Annotated in this window: 16 protein-coding genes; 15 read left to right on the forward strand and 1 reads right to left on the reverse strand. The window is 41.7% G+C overall.

Translation table 11 applies throughout. From position 1 onward, the window contains the following. Positions 1-75 precede the first annotated feature (75 nt). The 8 genes from L3V25_RS03610 (at position 76) to L3V25_RS03645 (ending at position 11,630) form a co-directional block, all read left to right on the forward strand. Positions 76-843: an ATP-binding cassette domain-containing protein gene (locus L3V25_RS03610; RefSeq protein ID WP_237294113.1), complete on the forward strand. Its 768-nt coding sequence runs from the start codon at positions 76-78 to the stop codon at positions 841-843. 22 nt (positions 844-865) lie between these two features. Next, positions 866-1,804: an ABC transporter substrate-binding protein gene (locus L3V25_RS03615; RefSeq protein ID WP_237294114.1), complete on the forward strand. Its 939-nt coding sequence runs from the start codon at positions 866-868 to the stop codon at positions 1,802-1,804. Further along, entirely contained in the window at positions 1,805-3,826 is a 2,022-nt protein-coding gene (gene fhuB / locus L3V25_RS03620) for a Fe(3+)-hydroxamate ABC transporter permease FhuB (protein WP_237294115.1), read from the forward strand. Between the two features lie 260 nt (positions 3,827-4,086). Continuing rightward, positions 4,087-6,309: a TonB-dependent receptor gene (locus L3V25_RS03625; protein ID WP_237294116.1), complete on the forward strand. Its 2,223-nt coding sequence runs from the start codon at positions 4,087-4,089 to the stop codon at positions 6,307-6,309. 416 nt (positions 6,310-6,725) lie between these two features. Continuing rightward, positions 6,726-7,913 carry a M24 family metallopeptidase gene (locus L3V25_RS03630; protein ID WP_237294117.1) on the forward strand — a complete coding sequence of 396 codons (1,188 nt, stop codon included), beginning with the start codon at positions 6,726-6,728 and terminating at the stop codon, positions 7,911-7,913. A gap of 65 nt (positions 7,914-7,978) precedes the next feature. After that, positions 7,979-8,446 (forward strand): Lrp/AsnC family transcriptional regulator, encoded by a 468-nt coding sequence (locus L3V25_RS03635; RefSeq protein WP_144387906.1) that lies wholly within the window; start codon positions 7,979-7,981, stop codon positions 8,444-8,446. Positions 8,447-8,716: 270 nt separating this feature from the next. Beyond that, positions 8,717-10,186, forward strand: coding sequence for an NAD-dependent succinate-semialdehyde dehydrogenase (locus tag L3V25_RS03640; RefSeq protein WP_237294353.1), 1,470 nt, complete (start codon positions 8,717-8,719; stop codon positions 10,184-10,186). A 43-nt stretch (positions 10,187-10,229) separates the two neighbouring features. Further along, positions 10,230-11,630 (forward strand): aspartate aminotransferase family protein, encoded by a 1,401-nt coding sequence (locus L3V25_RS03645; protein ID WP_237294118.1) that lies wholly within the window; start codon positions 10,230-10,232, stop codon positions 11,628-11,630. A 129-nt stretch (positions 11,631-11,759) separates the two neighbouring features. Here the strand turns inward: L3V25_RS03645 and L3V25_RS03650 are convergent, their stop codons facing one another. Further along, positions 11,760-12,917, reverse strand: a complete 1,158-nt coding sequence (locus tag L3V25_RS03650; RefSeq protein WP_237294119.1) for a mechanosensitive ion channel family protein — start codon at positions 12,915-12,917, stop codon at positions 11,760-11,762. 319 nt (positions 12,918-13,236) lie between these two features. Between L3V25_RS03650 and L3V25_RS03655 the strand changes: the two genes are divergently transcribed. The 7 genes from L3V25_RS03655 to L3V25_RS03685 all read left to right on the forward strand — a co-directional run bounded on the left by L3V25_RS03655 (position 13,237) and on the right by L3V25_RS03685 (position 17,916). Then, positions 13,237-13,899, forward strand: coding sequence for a TrkA family potassium uptake protein (locus L3V25_RS03655; protein ID WP_193000938.1), 663 nt, complete (start codon positions 13,237-13,239; stop codon positions 13,897-13,899). Between the two features lie 10 nt (positions 13,900-13,909). Next, the gene (locus tag L3V25_RS03660) at positions 13,910-15,277 is read left to right on the forward strand and encodes a TrkH family potassium uptake protein (protein ID WP_237294120.1); all 1,368 of its coding nucleotides are present in this window, start codon (positions 13,910-13,912) and stop codon (positions 15,275-15,277) included. 110 nt (positions 15,278-15,387) lie between these two features. Continuing rightward, positions 15,388-15,786: a YccF domain-containing protein gene (locus L3V25_RS03665; protein ID WP_193000934.1), complete on the forward strand. Its 399-nt coding sequence runs from the start codon at positions 15,388-15,390 to the stop codon at positions 15,784-15,786. Positions 15,787-15,806: 20 nt separating this feature from the next. Beyond that, on the forward strand, positions 15,807-16,205 hold the full coding sequence (locus L3V25_RS03670; protein WP_193000932.1) for an OsmC family protein: 399 nt from the start codon (positions 15,807-15,809) through the stop codon (positions 16,203-16,205). A gap of 121 nt (positions 16,206-16,326) precedes the next feature. After that, entirely contained in the window at positions 16,327-16,488 is a 162-nt protein-coding gene (locus L3V25_RS03675) for a YqaE/Pmp3 family membrane protein (protein WP_089124228.1), read from the forward strand. Between the two features lie 161 nt (positions 16,489-16,649). Continuing rightward, positions 16,650-17,357 (forward strand): phosphonate utilization transcriptional regulator PhnR, encoded by a 708-nt coding sequence (gene phnR / locus L3V25_RS03680; protein WP_237294121.1) that lies wholly within the window; start codon positions 16,650-16,652, stop codon positions 17,355-17,357. Between the two features lie 25 nt (positions 17,358-17,382). Next, complete coding sequence (locus L3V25_RS03685; RefSeq protein WP_237294122.1) at positions 17,383-17,916, forward strand: NUDIX hydrolase; 534 nt, start codon at positions 17,383-17,385, stop codon at positions 17,914-17,916. The last annotated feature ends 74 nt before the right edge of the window (positions 17,917-17,990 follow it).

A 17,990-nucleotide genomic window follows, 5' to 3' on the forward strand; every position in this document is an offset into this window, starting at 1 on the left:
TCAAAACGGTATTGATACTGGTTATGATAATCATTACTATTTGCGCAGTTTGATTTGCTTAGTGAGCTTGAGGATATGTTTCGATTACAGGATGTTACGTTTGAGACTCAAAATAAAACCATTTTAAGTCCGACGTCTTTAAGCTTTGAAAAGGGCAAGGTCACCAGTTTGCTTGGTCATAATGGTAGTGGGAAATCTACGCTGATTAAGATGTTAGCAAGGCAGCAGCAAGCCAGCCAAGGTAATATTTTATTGGATGAACAGCCATTATCTGAATTATCGTCCAAGGAATTTGCGCTTAAAGTTGCCTATTTACCACAACACCCCCCATTAACCGATGGCGTAAAAGTTCGCGAATTGGTGCGTTTTGGTCGCTATCCATGGAAAGGATTGTTTGGCCGCTATACCTCCCAAGATGAAGAATATATCGATCAGGCCATTGAGCAAGTGGGGCTCACCCATATGCAAGACCGTTTTGTGGCTACATTGTCTGGCGGCGAAAGACAGCGTGCTTGGATGGCAATGCTATTAGCGCAAAAAAGTGAATGTATTTTATTGGATGAACCTACCTCGGCATTAGATGTTGCCCATCAATATGAATTATTAGCCTTAGTGAGAGAGTTAAACCAGGAATTAGGGCTAACCGTGATCATGGTGCTGCATGACATCAATATGGCGGCAAGGTTTAGCGATCATATGGTGGCGTTACATTCAGGAAAAGTGTTAGCCAGTGGCTCTCCTAATGAGTTAATGCAGCAAGATGTTCTGCATCAAATCTACGGCATTCCACTTGATTTATTTGTTCATCCTGAATCTGGTCATGCGATCAGCTATATCCGTTAGTTGTATTTAAAAGGAAGTTTGTATGAAAAGCTGGTTAGTCTCATTCTTATTATTGTGGACATCGTTTAGTTCTCACGCTGAAAGCTTTAAGCATGAGATGGGGGAAGTGTCATTGGATTCTGTGCCGCAAAAGGTAGTGGCATTGGATTGGGTGTTGACGGAACATTTGCTCGCTCTCGGTGTGACTCCAGCAGGTATCGCGGATGTTAAGGGCTACCAAGCTTGGGTTGTCTCGCCACAATTACCCGAAAGTGTTGTCAATGTCGGTTCAAGAAGAGAGCCAAACCTAGAGCTTCTCGCACAAATGAAACCGGATCTTATTTTGATGAGTGATGCAATGAGTCCGGCTTATCAAAAGTTGAATGCCATTGCGCCAACCATGGTGTTAAGTATTTATACCGATTCACATCAACCAATAGAAAATGCCAAATCTCAAGTTCGTAATCTCGGCAAAGTGTTACATCGTAGTGAGCAAGCAGAGCAAGTGATTGCTGATTTTGATGAAAAGATCCAGGCCAATAAACTGAACATTGAACAGTTCGAAAAAACCTCACAAACAACCATTCCTCCTTTGTTATTGATCCGTTTTATCGGTGAGAAACATATCCGCATTCATGGTAATTCTTCTTTATCTGGAGAAACGGCTCAGTTGATGGGATTAACCAATGCTTGGCAACAGCAAGGCAATAATTGGGGATTTAGTTCTGCAACTGTTCAACAATTAGCGCCACTTCAAGGCTCTGAAGTTTTCTATTATGGGCCATTAACCGATGATGAAAGAAAACTGCTCAATAGTAACCCTATTTGGAAAGTCATGAAGTTTGTACGTGAACAGCGAGCCCATGAACTACCACCGGTATGGACATTTGGCGGACTATTAGCTGCGCAAAAATTCAGTGATGAAGTCACCCGAATAGTAACGAAAACCAAAACTATAGAATCACAGGTTAAGGCAAAGTAGATGGACGCTGCGCTCCCGATCTCTTTTAAATTTGCTGTACTTAAATATGGTGTCTTCGTTGCGCTGATCATTGGGCTATTGAGTTTATTGATTAAGGCTAGTATGCCGTATTCATTGCCTATTGATCAGTTTGTTCAAGCTTTATTCTCACCTGATCAAGAAAGCTATCAGCAAGTTATCTTGCATTACAGTTATTTTCCAAGATTGATGATGGCGTTGTTATGTGGTGCAGGATTGGCGCTTGCTGGCTCTGTCATGCAAACCGTATTAAGAAACCCATTGGCTTCACCAACCACGCTGGGTGTGGCTTCGGGGGCTCAATTAGGGGTTGCGATAGCATTATTACTTCCTCTATCGGCATGGCATTCCGAGCTGAGTGGTCTGTTTTGGCTGACACCGAAAACGCTCGCTTTTATCGGTGGATTAATGGCGACAGGTTTAGTGTTTTTACTGACCGCCCACAAAGGCTTTGCACCACTACAAATGGTGTTAGCCGGTATGGTTGTCACATTATTCTTAGGATCACTCAACATGGTGTTGATCCTATTTAACGAACAGCAATTAACAGGCTTGTTTATTTGGGGAGCCGGAGCATTAGACCAAAATGATTGGAGTGGTGTAGCGCATTTATTGCCACAAGTTGCGATTGCGTTACTAGTCTTGTTAGTGATTCAGCGTCCATTGTCTATTTTGCAGCTAGGTGAAGATGTTGCTTCATCGATTGGCGTCAAAGTGGGTTTATTGCGGATCGCAGCTTTGGTGATCGCGGTGTTTGTCACTTCAAGTATTGTCAGTGAAGTGGGCATTATCAGCTTTATTGGTTTGGTTGCCCCAAGTCTTGCCAAATTATTAGGGGCCAGACGACTGATTTCTCAATTATTGCTCAGTACGTTAGTGGGCGCGGTTTTATTGCTATTAACTGATCTGTTAGTCATGCCTTTTGCGGGCGTTTCAGGGGAGTTATTACCAACAGGCGCAGTGACAGCTTTGATTGGCGCGCCGTGTTTACTGTGGCTATTGAATAAACAAACCTGGTCGAGTTCGCAAAAGTTTCAGCCAGATTCTGACCCACAATTTTCTGAACAAACATTTCTACCAGTATTTGTGATTTCACTATTGGTGTTAGTGGCGTTTACTTTGATGTCTTTGTTTTTAGGACAAAGTCAATTCGGCTGGCAACTGAGCTTTGCACATAGTGTTTTAGATTTAAGAATGCCAAGAGTACTGGTGGCGATTTTTGCCGGTTCTGCATTGGCATTAGCAGGTAGTATTATTCAACGAATTACTGGCAATCCGATGTCGAGCCCGGAAGTGATTGGTATCAGTTCTGGTGCTGCTTTTGCTTTAGTGCTGGGCGTGTTGTTGTTTGGTTCGGTGACGCGTTTTGAACAGTTATTACTTGGTAGTGGCGGGGCATTATTCATTATGTTTATGGTGTGGTGGTTTAGCCGTAAGAGCCAACTTTCGCCAGTGAAAATGTTATTGACGGGTGTGGCATTAAGCGCCTTATTAGATTCATTGATTCGAATCTCATTGGCCTCTGGTAACGAGCAAGTGAAAGCCTTATTAGCTTGGTTATCCGGCTCGACTTATTTAGTAGCGTGGTCAGATTCCTTACTTTTGATCGTTGGCACTGTGTTGTTAGCGGCTGGATTATTTGCTTGTCACCGCTGGTTAGATTTGATGGCGCTAGGCAACATTACCGCGAGTGCTTTAGGGCTGAATACCTATCGAGTTCGACAATGTTTGATGTTGTTTGCATCGATGCTTACTGCGTTGGCTGTGATTGTGGTGGGGCCGCTGAGTTTTGTCGGTTTATTGGCACCGCATATGGCTAAATCCATGGGGCAATATAGCGCACGACATCAAATGCTCTTGTCCTGTGTAATAGGCAGTAACATCATGTTATTAGCGGATTGGTTAGGGCGAAATATTTGGTTTCCTTGGCAAGTACCCGCGGGGTTGCTGGCATCATTGATTGGTGGTGGCTACTTTATCTACTTGTTAAGAAAACAGAATTAGATCGTAGGAATAATAAGGTTGAGCATTTAGATTCAACCAAAATCTGTAGCTTGAATAATGGATAGCTACAACACCGTATGAAGTTGGCCATAGAGTCAATATAGCGGGATTTTCATTACTCAACATAGGAATGCTTATTATTGATATTTCGATTATCAATGGTGGCTTTTTATTACGGTAATGGAGAATCAATAGCGTTAATCGCTAAGAAGAATGAATGGGCATTTATTAATAAAAACAGTATAGAGAGACGAAGTTAAATGGAAATCAACACGTTAAAAGGACTCAACTTGCCACCAAAAAAATTAGCACCAGTCAGCTTGGCATTAGCGGTAGCAGGTGTTTCAAGCTTTTCCGTTCAGGCCGAAGAGAAAAGCACATCATTGGATACCGTGGTAGTTGTGGCAAGTACTGCGCCAAAAAGTATTAGTGATATTCCGGGTACGGTTTGGTATGTAGACCAAGAGCGTATCGAGGAAGAAGCGCGCAGTGGTAAAAGTTTAGGGGATATTTTAGCCGCAACTATCCCCTCATTAGATATTGGTAGCCAAGGAAGAACTAATACTTCACAAAACCTACGTGGTCGCTCTGCCTTGGTAATGATTGATGGTGTATCACTAAATTCATCTCGTTCGATTAGTCGTCAATTTGATTCTATCGACCCATTTAATATTGAACGAATTGAAGTGCTTTCAGGTGCAACCTCTGTCTATGGCGCAGGGGCAACCGGTGGCGTAATTAATATTGTCACCAAAAAAGCTCGCGATGAAGGCTTACACGCTGAAACCTATGTTGGTGGTGGTAGCGGTTTTAATAACGGTGAAGATTATGATGGAAAAATAGCTCAATCGATCAGTGGCGGTAATGAAAAGGCTCGTGGTCGACTTTCTGCTGTTTACCATGAAACTGGCGCTAAATACGATGCCAATGGCGACATCATTGTGCCAGATATTACGCAAGGGTCTTTACAATACAACACAGTTTTAGATTTAATGGCAACCGGTGAGTTGAACTTAACTGATAGTCAAAGTTTATCCATTCTTGCGCAATACTATGATAGCCAGCAAGATAGCCCTTATGGCATCGATTTTGGGCAAAACTTTGCTGGCTTAAGAGATGAAAGTCAACTGAATGTTCGTAGTAAAGGCTATGAATCAGATCGCCAAGGTGGAACAGAGCGTTACATGGTGAATGTGAATTACTTAAATTCAGATTTTCTAAGCCAACAGCTAATGATCCAAGCCTCTTATCGTAAAGAAAGTTTGTCATTTATTCCTTTTATTTACGGTACATATATGGCTGCGTCAGAGCAGGACACCGAAGTGGTTAGTCTGCGTATGGCATTATTAAAAGACTTTGGTCGCTTTAATCTTACCTATGGGCTAGATGGCTACATCGATACTTTAGACAGTAGTCAGGATATTTTTGACCGAGCAACAAGTTATGCAACAGGCGGCTTAGTTAATAAAACCTACGCCACCATTGGCAGATACCCAGGGACTGAAGTTTCTTCTATCGCAGGTTTTATACAGGGTGAGTACAATATTACCGATGATTGGACAGTGCAGGGTGGCTATCGTTATCAATATATAAATAATAAAATTGATGATTTTGTTAGCGCCAACGCTCAATCTACGATTGCTTTAGGTGGTGCAACCTCTGCAGATAGTATTGAGGGTGGTAGCACAGACTACGCGGTAGGGTTATTTAATCTAGGTACTCTTTACCACATTAATAACCGTAATCAAGTATGGGCTAACTTTTCCCAAGGCTTTGATTTAGCTGACCCTGCTAAATATTACGGAAATGGTAACTATCAAACTGATGCAAATGGCCACATGAGCCTAATCGATAGTGTTAATGTGTCTGAAAGTAAGTTAGAGGGAATGAAAACTAACAGTTTCGAAGTAGGTATGCGAAACCAAGTGGGTGAACTAAGCATCCAAACAGCTGCTTATATATCACTATCAGACAAGGTGACCTCTTACGATAAAAGTACCCTTGCGGTATTAGTTTCCGATTTCGATAAACGCGTATATGGCTTAGAAACGGAGCTTAATTATTGGTTAACTTCTAATCTACAAATAGGTGGTCTAGGTCATGTTGTCCGTAGTGAAGAAAAAGATGCCAATGGTGATTGGGTAAAATCTGCGGTCACGACATCGAGTGCATCAAAAATGGGAGCTTGGGTCGGCTGGTATGATGATATTTACGCTTTGCGTCTACAAAGCAACACCATGTTTGATTTAAGTGATGATTCTGATAATGAGCTTGATGGCTACACGACGGTTGATTTAACCACGTCAGTTAAATTACCAGTAGGTAGCTTAGGATTTGGTATTCAGAACTTACTCAATGAAGATTACACTACGGTTTGGGGGCAGAGAGCTCAAATCTATTATGGTAACTCGGCACCGGCATCAGTATTTGATTACAAAGGCCAAGGCCGTACTTATATGCTGAGTTATCAAGTTAAGTACTAATTTTTAAATTTCAGCATTATAAAAATTGATAGAAAACTACCTAAAAACAGACACATCGCGTGTCTGTTTTTTTTTGAAATACATTTTTTAGGCAAATCCCATTCTCTGAACCATACTGAAATTATGACGGTTTTATTATTCACCTTTTTTAATCTGCATCAGGCAGGGATAGGCCAATCGAAATAAGTGGTAATCAGGCTTAATTTCAAAATCTAAAGTTAGACTACTAGCCATCAGTAATCGCTTTTATATCAGTTTAAAAAAATGGCTCGATAGTTGCTTAACTCTCACTGTGTAAGTTTCGAATAACTACTTATTTGGATTGGTACTAATGTAATCGATCTCTGATGTTAAATGATGGGATTGCGGTTTTTTAATTGCAAATCAGACGCTGCTTTTATCAAAGAGGAATGGATATGCAACGAGTTGTATTTAAGTTTTCGTTGGAAGAATATCAGCAACGCTTACTTAAAGTCCGTCAGTCAATGGAAGAGAATGAGCTGGATTTATTAATCATTCATGATCCTTCCAATATGGCATGGTTAACCGGCTATGATGGTTGGTCTTTCTATGTGCCTCAGTGTGTTGTGATATCGACCAGCGGTGAGCCCATTTGGTTTGGTCGCTATTTAGATGCCAACGGAGCATTTCGTACTGTCTATATGGCAGCCGAAAACGTCTTTTATTATCCTGATTACTATGTAATGAACCCTCATTTACACCCGATGGAATATCTGGTTAAAGCCGTTCTTGCGCCTAAATTATGGGATCGTGGGCGTATTGGCGTCGAAAAAGATAATTACTATTTCAGCGCAACCGCATTCGAATGGTTAAGAGATAGCTTACCGAACGCGCAGTTATTAGATGCGACAGGTCTAGTAAATTGGTGCAGGGCGGTGAAATCGGAGCAAGAGCTATTGTATATGTATCACGCAGCGAGAATCGTGGAGAATATGCACCGAGTGGCCTTTGAAATGATAGAACCGGGTTTGCCTAAGCATCATTTAGTGGCAGAGATTAATCGTCAGGCGGTACTGGGCTATGAAGGGCACTTTGGTGACTACGCTTCGATTGTGCCTATGCTTCCTTCTGGTGCAGATGCTTCCGCGCCACACTTAACGTGGGATGATCAACCTTTTAATAAGGGTGAAGGAACCTTTATTGAGATGGCTGGAGTACATCGCCGTTATCATTGCCCATTATCTCGAACAATATTTTTAGGTGAGCCAGACGATGAATTTAAGCGTGCCGATGAAGCATTAACTATTGCGTTAGAGGCAGCGATGGATGTTGCGAAACCCGGGAATACTTGCGCCGATGTGGCTAATGTACTGCAAACCATTTTAGATAAAGCAGGATTTGATCGAGCGGGGGCTCGTTGTGGTTATCCGATTGGCTTGAGTTATCCGCCGGATTGGGGGGAGAGAACCATGAGCTTACGCAGTGGTGATGACACGGTATTGCAAGAAGGCATGACGTTCCATTTGATGCCCGGCCTTTGGTTTGATAGCTGGGGATTGGAAACCACCGAAAGTATTGTGATTACATCATTTGGTGCTCAAGCTTTGTGTGACTATCCGCGTCACTTATTTATCAAGCACTAGAATTTATTAAGCACTAGAATTTATCGAGCACTAGGAATGAAAGTATTTAATAGGCTGGAGGTGTGATGCAGCTTGATCAATATGATATGAAAATACTGCAAATTTTGCAGGAGAATGGGCGCATTACTAAATCGCAATTAGCGGATGAAATTCATTTATCCGTTAGCCCATGTTGGGAGCGAGTTAAAAAGCTGGAAAAAGCCGGCATTATTGAAGGTTATGGTGCCCGTGTAAACATCAATCAGATATTAAAACGCACCTCGGTTTTGGTAGAAGTTTCTTTAAAAGAACATCATTCGAGAGCGTTTAAAAGGTTTGAATCATTAATGTGTGAAACCCCAGAAGTCACAGATTGCTATGCTACTGGCGGTGGGGTGGATTACATCATCAAGGTACAGGCGCAAGATATTGATCAATACCAACGGTTAATGGACTTATGGCTTGATTCCGACCTTGGGATTGAACGCTATTTCACTTACATCGTAACCAAAACCATCAAGCAAAATGCCACTTCAGTGGAAAGCCATTATTAAAATGGTACTAGTCAGTTAAGGTCACCAGAAAAAACCTCTGAATTCTGGTGACTCAACAGAAAAAAACTTACCTCAACCTCCTTTCTTCAAAAACATTCTCACTCGGCTTTTTTTATCCTTTAACTATGAGCTAATTCTTCTACTCATACTTTGATAGGACGGGAGGTCATCATGGGATTTGCTGAACGAGATATTTATTCCACCAATAAGTCAAATAACCACCACGCTGTTCATTATGCTAATAACAATGAGCATAAAGCTTCGCATGAAATGATGACGTTGCTGGATGATGTTCGTCTGGTGAGAAATCACGCTTATATCAATGGGAAGTGGCAATGCGGTGATAGTTTTCATGCGGTTGAAAACCCAGCCAATAACCAGACTATTGGCTACATCAGCATGTTAAAAGAACAACAAATTGAAGAAGCCATCGAATCGGCAGATAACGCTTTTCATCCTTGGCGAAAATTAAGTGCCGATCAGCGTGCAGATCTTCTAATGAATTGGTATTACGCCATTTTAGAAGCCAAGCAAGATTTGGCCTATTTAATGGTGGTTGAGCAAGGAAAAACACTCGCTGAAGCAATAGGTGAAGTGGAATATGGCGCGTCCTTTATTCGTTGGTTTTCAGAAGAAGCGCGTCGCAGTTATGGTCATACCATTCCCAGTCACATCAACAATGCGCAACTTTCTACGTTGCGTGAGCCTATTGGAGTGGCGGCTTTAATTACCCCTTGGAATTTCCCTAATGCGATGATCACACGGAAAGCGGCCGCGGCATTAGCCATTGGTTGCACCGTGGTGATTAAGCCTGCTAGTGATACGCCATTTTCAGCGCTTGCCTTAGCAGAACTGGCCGATCGCTGTGGTTTTCCTGCTGGCGTCTTTAACGTCGTGACGGGGGATGCGGCAATGATTTCAAAAACCTTGTGTGCTTCTCCCGTGGTTAAAGCACTGTCTTTTACTGGTTCAACACCAGTAGGCAAATTATTGCTAAAACAAGCGGCAGATACGGTTAAAAAATGCAGCATGGAGTTAGGCGGTAATGCGCCATTTATTGTGCTGGATGATATGGATATTGAACAAGCGGTTCATGCTGCTATCGATGCAAAGTTTCAAACATCAGGACAAGATTGTTTAGCGGCCAATCGTATCTTTGTACCGCGTCGTCACTATGAAAAGTTCTTAGATAAGTTTGCCAAGTCAATGAATGACATTGTGGTGGGTAATGGGCTTGATCCGAAAGTCACACTTGGGCCGCTTATTTCGGCGAATGCTGCCAAAAATGCGGCACGTTTAGTCAGTGATGCCATCGATAAAGGGGCGCGGTTAATTTCTCAGTATCAAGGCCATTTATCGGGAGCGAACTTTTTCCCTCCTACTTTACTTGCAGATGTCACGCCGGATATGGCGGTGTATCGGGAAGAAAACTTTTGCCCCGTTGCAGGTGTGATCCCTTATGACGATCTAGAGCAAGTGATTGCAATGAGTAACGATACTGAATATGGCTTAGCGGCTTATGTCTATGGTCACAATATCCATGATATTTGGCGCTGCATGCGAGGGTTAGAGTTTGGCATGGTGAGTGTCAATTCGGTCAAGATGACCGGTGGGCCAATACCATTTGGCGGCGTTAAACAGTCGGGTCTTGGGCGAGAGGGAAGTTGCCATGGCTTTGATGAATTCAGTGAGATTAAATACTGCTGCTTAGGGCAACTACCAACGGCGAGCGGATCTTGAGTAAATAAAGTGAATTGATGAGTGAATTAAAAGGAGAAAAGATATGACTAAATCAACAGAGCAACTTTTAAAAACTGACCGCGAGAGCATTTTTCACTCTTCTACTCATTTGAAGCAGTACGCCGCAGGTGAGTTGCCAGGCCGTATTATTACTGGCGCGAAAGGGTTGAAAATTACCGATTCGGAAGGCATTGAACTCCTTGATGGCTTTGCCGGATTATATTGCGTCAACATTGGCTATGGGCGTGAAGAAATGGCCGATGCTATTTATGAGCAAGCGAAGAAACTAGCGTACTACCATACCTATGTGGGCCATACCAATGAGGCATTAATTGAGCTTTCTGACCGAATTTTAAAATGGGCTCCAGATGGCATGAGTAAAGTTTACTACGGTCTATCAGGTAGTGATGCCAATGAAACTCAACTCAAACTGGTGTGGTATTACAACAATGCTCGAGGAAAGCCTGAGAAGAAAAAAGTCATCTCTCGTGAGCGTGGCTATCATGGCTCTAGTATTGCGTCTGGCTCCATGACAGGTTTGCCGATTTTCCATGCGCATTTTGATCTACCACTTGAACGGATTAAGCACACAATGTCGCCTTATTATTATCGCCGTGAAGTGGATAATATGAGTGAAGAAGAATTCTCTCAACTCTGTGCCGATCAACTGGAAGCGCAGATTTTAAAAGAAGATCCCGATACCGTCGCGGCAATGATTGCAGAACCAGTACTCGGAACGGGCGGCATTGTGCCACCACCAAGCGGTTATTGGCCGGCAATTCGTAAGGTGCTGGATAAATACGACATCTTACTGATTGCTGATGAAGTGGTGTGCGGCTTTGGTCGACTAGGTGTGAACTTTGGTTCAGATTTGTATCAAATGAAGCCGGATCTTATGACGGTCGCGAAAGGGTTAACTTCTGCGTATTTGCCTCTATCAGGTGTGATCATTGGTGATAAAGTGTGGTCTGTATTAGAAGACGGTACCGATCAATGGGGCGCGATTGGCCATGGTTATACCTACTCTGGACATCCGATGGGAGCGGCGGCTGCGTTATGTAATCTTGATATTATCGAACGTGAAGGGCTGGTGGAAAATAGCCGAGTCGTCGGGCAATACTTACAACAGCAAATGCACGCGAAATTTGTCGATCATCCTATGGTTGGTGATGCCCGTGGAGTAGGCTTGTTACATGGGCTTGAGTTCTCGTCAGATAAGTACCATCGCACCCAATTTGATCCTAGCTTAAAAGTCGGGCCACAAGTTGCGGCAGCTTGCTTGGAAAGAGGCTTAATTGCTCGTGCCATGCCACATGGGGATATCCTAGGGTTTGCGCCCCCTCTAGTAGCAACCAAGAGTGATATTGACCAGATGGTGGATATTACTGAGCAAGCGGTTAATCAGGTGATGGAGAATCTGGTTAAACAGAAACTTTGGTACTAGTGCCGAGCGGCTAGATTGATAAAACGCAGTTGAAAATAAAGCATTTCTTTCCACCCATTTGTTATGTGGATAAATGGGTGTGGGAAGAAATGCTTTTATTTTTTCATTTTTATATGTGTGGGCAAGAACTTACTTCATCTTAATCGAAAATTTAGGTTTTTCTTGATCAGGATGATTAGTACTTTCTGTGCTGTTTTGTGACTCTTCTGGGCTAGGGTAGTTTAAATGAGTTTGCATATGCAGCGCTTGTGCAGGAAGAGCAACATCAGCACCGTGTTTATGGACAATATCTAAAGCTTTTAAGAGCACATCTTGTTTCACTTCATGGAAGCGTACCCAAGCAACCGTTTTGGTTAGCGCGTAGATAAAGAAGTTGAGTGAGGAATCTCCAAAAGTATCAAAATTCACAATGACAGTTTGGCGTTCATCAATGCCAGGGTGATTGGTGACCATCTCACGAACTTCTTCAATAATTTCATTTACCTTATTGGCATCCTGGTAACGTAACCCAATCGTTTCGTAGATTTGTCGATTGAGCATGCGAGAAGGGTTTTCAACCACGATATTGCTAAAAATAGCATTAGGAACATAAAGCGGACGTCGGTCGAAAGTGCGAATTACTGTCATTCTCCAACCAATCTTTTCAACCGTGCCTTCAATACTTCTGTCTGGAGAACGGATCCAATCATTAACTTTGAATGGTCTATCTAGGTAGATCATCATGCCGCCAAAGAAATTAGAGAGTAAATCTTTAGCAGCAAGACCTGCGATTAAACCACCGACACCACCAAAGGTAAGCAAACCAGAAAGACTTAAGCCTAAGGTTTGCAATATCGTCATCGCACCAATAATGAAGATGATAATACGAACTACTTTGGATAAGGCTTGAACCGTCGTTTCATCACGTTTGTTGCTTTCTAAAATGACATCTTCGGAATAGCGGACGAGACGGAATAGCGTCCAGACTACTAAACTGATTCCGAGTAGCCCTTGTATGGTGTAAAGCCAAGAAATAGAACGATCAAATAGGTCTTCAAGTAAAACACTGATGCCCATTAACATTGGCCAGCACCAAATAAGCGTACTGATTGGTGCTTGAACAGAGTGAATAAGGACATCGTCCCATTGTAGGGAAGTCTTTTCGGCTATTTTCATTAAGCGCGCGTAGATAAAGCGCCAGATTAACCACACAAAAAAGCTAAAAACGGCAATAGTCAGTAGATCGGTTGCCCAATTGTATGAGTGGTTAGCTAGAAAGGTATTAAAATGTTCATAAAATGCTTTCAAACGGATTCCCTGCCAAACGAGTGTGTTTCACTATGCTTACGCTACCAAAAATCCCAGTTTATTCCTACTCTTATCATTAAGCTATCGTATGGATTTTCTTGAATGATGATGCTTGGTTTATGCTAGTTTGAGTAATTAGATCAAATTATAAACATTTTAGTGATGGAGAGTTAAAAAAGCCGTTAAGATGCAGCAAGGTTTTGATTTTTGATTAATAATAAGTTGGTGTTTAAAGAAATAGTTGGTAGGGTTTGTCGATCTTTTTCATTATTTCTCTACTGTACAGAACGTTCAGTGATTTGAAAGGCTATATCAGAGTATGAAATCTTCAATTAAACAGTTTGCAGTTATCGGATTAGGACGTTTTGGACGTTCAGTATGTGAAGAGTTATGTAGTGCCGGTGCGGAAGTACTTGCTATTGATGTTAATGAAGAAAGAGTGAAGGGTGTCTCCTCTATCGCGACTAATGCGATTGTGGCCAACTGTACGAATGAAGAAACCGCTCAAGAATTAAAGCTTGAAGAATATGACATGGTAATGGTGGCGATTGGTTCAGATGTAAATGCCAGTATCTTAACGACTCTAGTGGTTAAAGAATTAGGTGCGAAAAATGTCTGGGTGAAAGCTAACGATAAATTCCACGCTAAAATCTTACAGAAAATTGGTGCTGATCATGTGATTTTACCTGAGAGAGACATGGGGATCCGCGTTGCTCGCAAAATGCTAGATCGCCGTGTGTTTGATTTCCATGATATCGGTAGTGGCTTAGCTATCAGTGAAATCGTTATTGCGCTTAAAAATATGGGTAAGAAATTGGGTGATTTATCCTTATGCAAAGACCCTGATATGAAGGTGCTTGCGATTAAACGCGGGCCTGAAATTATTGATTCACCAGAATATGATACCACCCTTGAAATGGGCGATATTTTATTCATTGTAGGGCCGCAAGATATCATGGCTCATAAAATGAAATCGATGTAATAGGCTAACCATGAAGTTATTAGAAACTAGAGGTTCAGTCTTTACCATTAAACAAGATGGTGAGAAAAAAGGTTGGTCTGAACCTAAAATAATATTAGGTAGCTTTCTTTCTATCTTAATTCCTGCGGCAGTATTACTGACTCTTCCTGTTTTTTCTGTGTCTGGTTTGTCATTTACCGATGCGCTCTTTACGGCAACGTCTGCGATTAGTGTGACAGGCCTTGGAGTAGTTGATACCGGACAGCACTTTACCATTGAAGGCCAAATATTATTGATGCTACTGATGCAGATCGGTGGTCTCGGTCAAATGACGTTATCGGCCGTTCTTCTTTATATCTTTGGTGTTCGTTTGAGCTTAAAACAGCAAGCGGTAGCGAAAGAAGCTTTAGGTCAAAGTAAACATGTTAACCTGAAGAAGTTGGTCACTAAGATTATTATCTTCGCTTGTATTGCAGAACTTATTGGTATGGTGATTCTAGCCTTTACTTGGGTACCTGAGATGGGCTGGGGGAAAGGGTTGTATTATTCCTTGTTCCATTCGGTTTCAGCTTTTAATAATGCCGGTTTCTCTCTATTTTCTGACAGCATTATGGGTTACGTAGCAGACCCTGCGATCACTTTTCCTCTTGCCGGTTTATTTATCATTGGTGGTATTGGTTTTACCGTTATTACTGATGTGAGTGCCAATTGGCGTCGTGGGTTTCGTGGTTTTAATCTACATACCAAAATCATGTTAACCGCTACTCCTATTTTATTACTATTTGGCACCATTATGTTTTGGCTGTTGGAGCGTAATAACCTTGCAACAATGGGGAATTTAACAGAAGGTGGCCAATGGTTAGCCGCCTTTTTCCAATCGGCAACCGCACGTACTGCTGGCTTTAATAGTATTGATATATCACAGTTAACTGAGCCAGCTTTGCTTATCATGATTATTTTAATGCTGATTGGTGCCGGTTCAGCATCAACTGGTGGTGGTATTAAAGTGTCTACGTTCGTGGTGGCGATTGTTGCGACGTGGGCGTTTTTAAAGCAAAAGCAACATGCGGTTTTATTCCGTAGAACAGTCAGTTGGCCTAAAGTGACCCGCGCATTAGCGATCATCGTAGTCAGCGGCATTATACTAACGGGATCTATGTTCCTGTTAATGCTTACGGAAAAAGCCAGTTTTGACAAAGTGATGTTTGAAACTATTTCAGCATTTGCGACGGTAGGGGTTTCGGCCGGATTAACCGCCGAGTTATCAGAGCCCGGCAAATATATCATGGTAGTGATCATGATTATTGGCCGTATTGGCCCTTTGACTTTGGCGTATATGCTAGCGAAACCGAAGCCAACTTTATTGAAATATCCAGAAGATAACGTTCTTACTGGCTAATGGATTGAATATTTAGACCACTTCCTTATAGGATTTGGAATTAATTTGAAATGATGTGTTAAAGCGAGTCAATAGAATGCTCGCTTCAACGTATAAATAACGAGGTTTACATGCGCACGATTGGTAATATTTTATGGTTTCTACTGGGTGGCGTATTCATGGGTCTGTTTTGGTGGTTAGCTGGCCTGATTTGTATTTTAACGATTATCTGCATTCCTTGGGCTAAATCGTGCTTTATCATCGGAACCTTTACTTTCTTTCCATTTGGTAAAGAAGCCGTTAAGCGAAATGAACTAACCTTCAAAGAAGATATTGGTACTGGCTTTTTAGGAATGCTTGGTAATGTCGTGTGGTTTGTTTTTGCTGGTATTTGGCTGGCACTAGGTCACTTAGCTTCAGCATTAGCTTGTTTCGTAACAATTATCGGTATTCCGTTTGGTATTCAACACATCAAATTAGCGGTTATTTCATTGGCACCAATTGGCCAAACGATCGTTAAGAAATACTAAAGTTATTAAAAGAGAACAATATGCAAGCACAAGTAAAATGGGTTGATGGTTTTCAGTTTATTGGTGAATCACAGTCTGGTCACTCTGTTGTGATGGATGGTAATGGCGGTAAAACGGCACCAAGTCCAATGGAAATGGTATTGATGGCGGCGGGTGGTTGTAGCTCAGTTGATGTAGTTGATAGTCTAAAAAGTGCAGGACAAAATATTAAAACCTGTGTTGCTAAGTTAACTGGCGAGCGTCGAGAAACTGCACCGAAAGTATTTACCGAGATTAACATTCACTTTGAATTAACCGGTGAACAATTAGATGAAGAACTAGTCGAAAAAGCCGTTTCGGAATCGCTAGAGAAATATTGTTCAGTTTGTTTAATGCTCGGGGCGGGTGTTACGATGACGCATAGTTGGTCAATTATTTAAGAGCTTTTATTTAAGAGCCTTGTTTGGAAACAGTAAAAATTTTCTAATTTAGTTGATTTTACTAGATAAGTTTACTTAACTATCTGATAATAATGCTTTATTGATTTTTTGGAGATGAGTCATGGATAATAAATTAGTTGCAATTATTTTAGCGGTATTACTTCCACCTGTAGCTGTATTTTTAAAGTGTGGTGTAGGTAAAGATCTACTGATTAACGTAGTATTGTGTTTCTTGTTCTTCTTCCCTGCGATGATTCACGCTTTATGGCTTGTGACTAAGTAGTAGACTTACTCTCTTGTCGTAATTCAAACGCCTCATGCTTATGTATGGGGCGTTTTAGTTTTCGTTATCAACCTTTCACCATTAACCTTTCTCCATCAATCTAAGCAGAACATGATAGAATTTGTGTTAATAAAAATGCCATTTAGGATACCGAGTTGTCGATGCAGTATGTGAAGATTAAAGATGCCGTTGTAGAGCAAATAGAATCTGGCTTACTAATGCCCAAGCAAAAGTTGCCATCAGAGCGCCAATTAGCCGAATCTTTTGATACGACTAGGGTGACATTAAGAGAGGCATTATCTTTACTGGAGTCAGAAGGTAAAGTGTATCGAGAGGACCGACGTGGTTGGTTTATCTCTCCAGAGCCCTTGATATACGACCCTAGTCAATCGGCAGGCTTTACTGAAATGGCACTCGCCCAGCAACGTAAACCGGAAACAAAACTGATTGCCGCGAAATCCATGCTGGCTAACAAGCAAGCTTCGAAGCAACTAGATCTTAAGCCTTTTAGCAATGTTTACTGCATTAATCGAGTGCGTTGTTTAGATGATCGCCCTGTGGCTTTTGTGACTACTTATGCCCATCCTGATTTGTTTCCTAATCTACTTGAGCATGACTTAAATGCTTCTCTTATTGATGTATATCGTCAGCACTACCATCAAGAGTATCAAGCAATTCGCTACCGTATTACCGCGTCTTCTTTAATGGGGCAAACTGCTCAGGCTTTACGTGCCACTTCGGGTAGTCCAGCAACGCTTGTTGAAAAAATGCGTTATAACCAAGATGGAATATTGCTTGATTGTGCGTTTGAATTTTGGCGTCATGATGCGTTGTGTATTGAGTCTGTGGCCGATTTTAATATTGAATAACCGTTTTAAAGAGAATAAAGAGTTAATGAAATTACTACGCAGTACCGTGCACCCAGATGTGCAAAAGTTAGAATCTAAATCGATTATTCAACGCTTAGCAACACGTGCGATTGCCATGAAAGGTGAGAATATTCTTCTACTTTATACCGAGCGCTACCACGACTACAGCTTGCCTGGTGGAGGATTGGACTCTGGTGAAGACAAAGTAGAGGGCATGATCCGCGAGTTACAAGAAGAAACGGGTGCGCAGAATATTCGTAATATTGAAGCGTTCGGTTGTTATGAAGAATTTCGTCCATGGTACAAAGATGATGCCAATGTGATGCACATGCTGTCTTATTGTTATACCTGCGAAGTTGATGAAATGTTAGGTGAAACCAGTTTTGAATCACATGAAATCAATAATGGTATGAAGCCTGTGTGGATTAACATTCAACAAGCGATAGAGCACAACTTAAAAACCATTGAATTAAGTGATAAAAAAGGCATGTCGATTGAACGAGAAACCTTTCTCCTACAGTTGATAGCCGACCAGTGTTTAGAAAGTGCTCATAACTAGAATCTTGCCTCTATCCCTTATTTATGTGTGGGATAAAGCTATAATTTCGTTGTAATTATGTTAAGGTTTGACGG

It is taken from the genome of Vibrio sp. CK2-1 (assembly GCF_021726515.1).
GTDB lineage: Bacteria > Pseudomonadota > Gammaproteobacteria > Enterobacterales > Vibrionaceae > Vibrio.

What these genes read in the sequence shown, in the direction of transcription:
- L3V25_RS03640 (WP_237294353.1), top strand. Translation starts at nt 8,717, where the DNA reads ATGATGACGTTGCTGGATGATGTTCGTCTGGTGAGAAATCACGCTTAT.
- fhuB (WP_237294115.1), top strand. Translation starts at nt 1,805, where the DNA reads ATGGACGCTGCGCTCCCGATCTCTTTTAAATTTGCTGTACTTAAATAT.
- L3V25_RS03610 (WP_237294113.1), top strand. Translation starts at nt 76, where the DNA reads ATGTTTCGATTACAGGATGTTACGTTTGAGACTCAAAATAAAACCATT.
- L3V25_RS03625 (WP_237294116.1), top strand. Translation starts at nt 4,087, where the DNA reads ATGGAAATCAACACGTTAAAAGGACTCAACTTGCCACCAAAAAAATTA.
- L3V25_RS03630 (WP_237294117.1), top strand. Translation starts at nt 6,726, where the DNA reads ATGCAACGAGTTGTATTTAAGTTTTCGTTGGAAGAATATCAGCAACGC.
- L3V25_RS03655 (WP_193000938.1), top strand. Translation starts at nt 13,237, where the DNA reads ATGAAATCTTCAATTAAACAGTTTGCAGTTATCGGATTAGGACGTTTT.
- L3V25_RS03615 (WP_237294114.1), top strand. Translation starts at nt 866, where the DNA reads ATGAAAAGCTGGTTAGTCTCATTCTTATTATTGTGGACATCGTTTAGT.
- phnR (WP_237294121.1), top strand. Translation starts at nt 16,650, where the DNA reads ATGCAGTATGTGAAGATTAAAGATGCCGTTGTAGAGCAAATAGAATCT.
- L3V25_RS03645 (WP_237294118.1), top strand. Translation starts at nt 10,230, where the DNA reads ATGACTAAATCAACAGAGCAACTTTTAAAAACTGACCGCGAGAGCATT.
- L3V25_RS03670 (WP_193000932.1), top strand. Translation starts at nt 15,807, where the DNA reads ATGCAAGCACAAGTAAAATGGGTTGATGGTTTTCAGTTTATTGGTGAA.
- L3V25_RS03635 (WP_144387906.1), top strand. Translation starts at nt 7,979, where the DNA reads ATGCAGCTTGATCAATATGATATGAAAATACTGCAAATTTTGCAGGAG.
- L3V25_RS03665 (WP_193000934.1), top strand. Translation starts at nt 15,388, where the DNA reads ATGCGCACGATTGGTAATATTTTATGGTTTCTACTGGGTGGCGTATTC.
- L3V25_RS03660 (WP_237294120.1), top strand. Translation starts at nt 13,910, where the DNA reads ATGAAGTTATTAGAAACTAGAGGTTCAGTCTTTACCATTAAACAAGAT.
- L3V25_RS03685 (WP_237294122.1), top strand. Translation starts at nt 17,383, where the DNA reads ATGAAATTACTACGCAGTACCGTGCACCCAGATGTGCAAAAGTTAGAA.
- L3V25_RS03675 (WP_089124228.1), top strand. Translation starts at nt 16,327, where the DNA reads ATGGATAATAAATTAGTTGCAATTATTTTAGCGGTATTACTTCCACCT.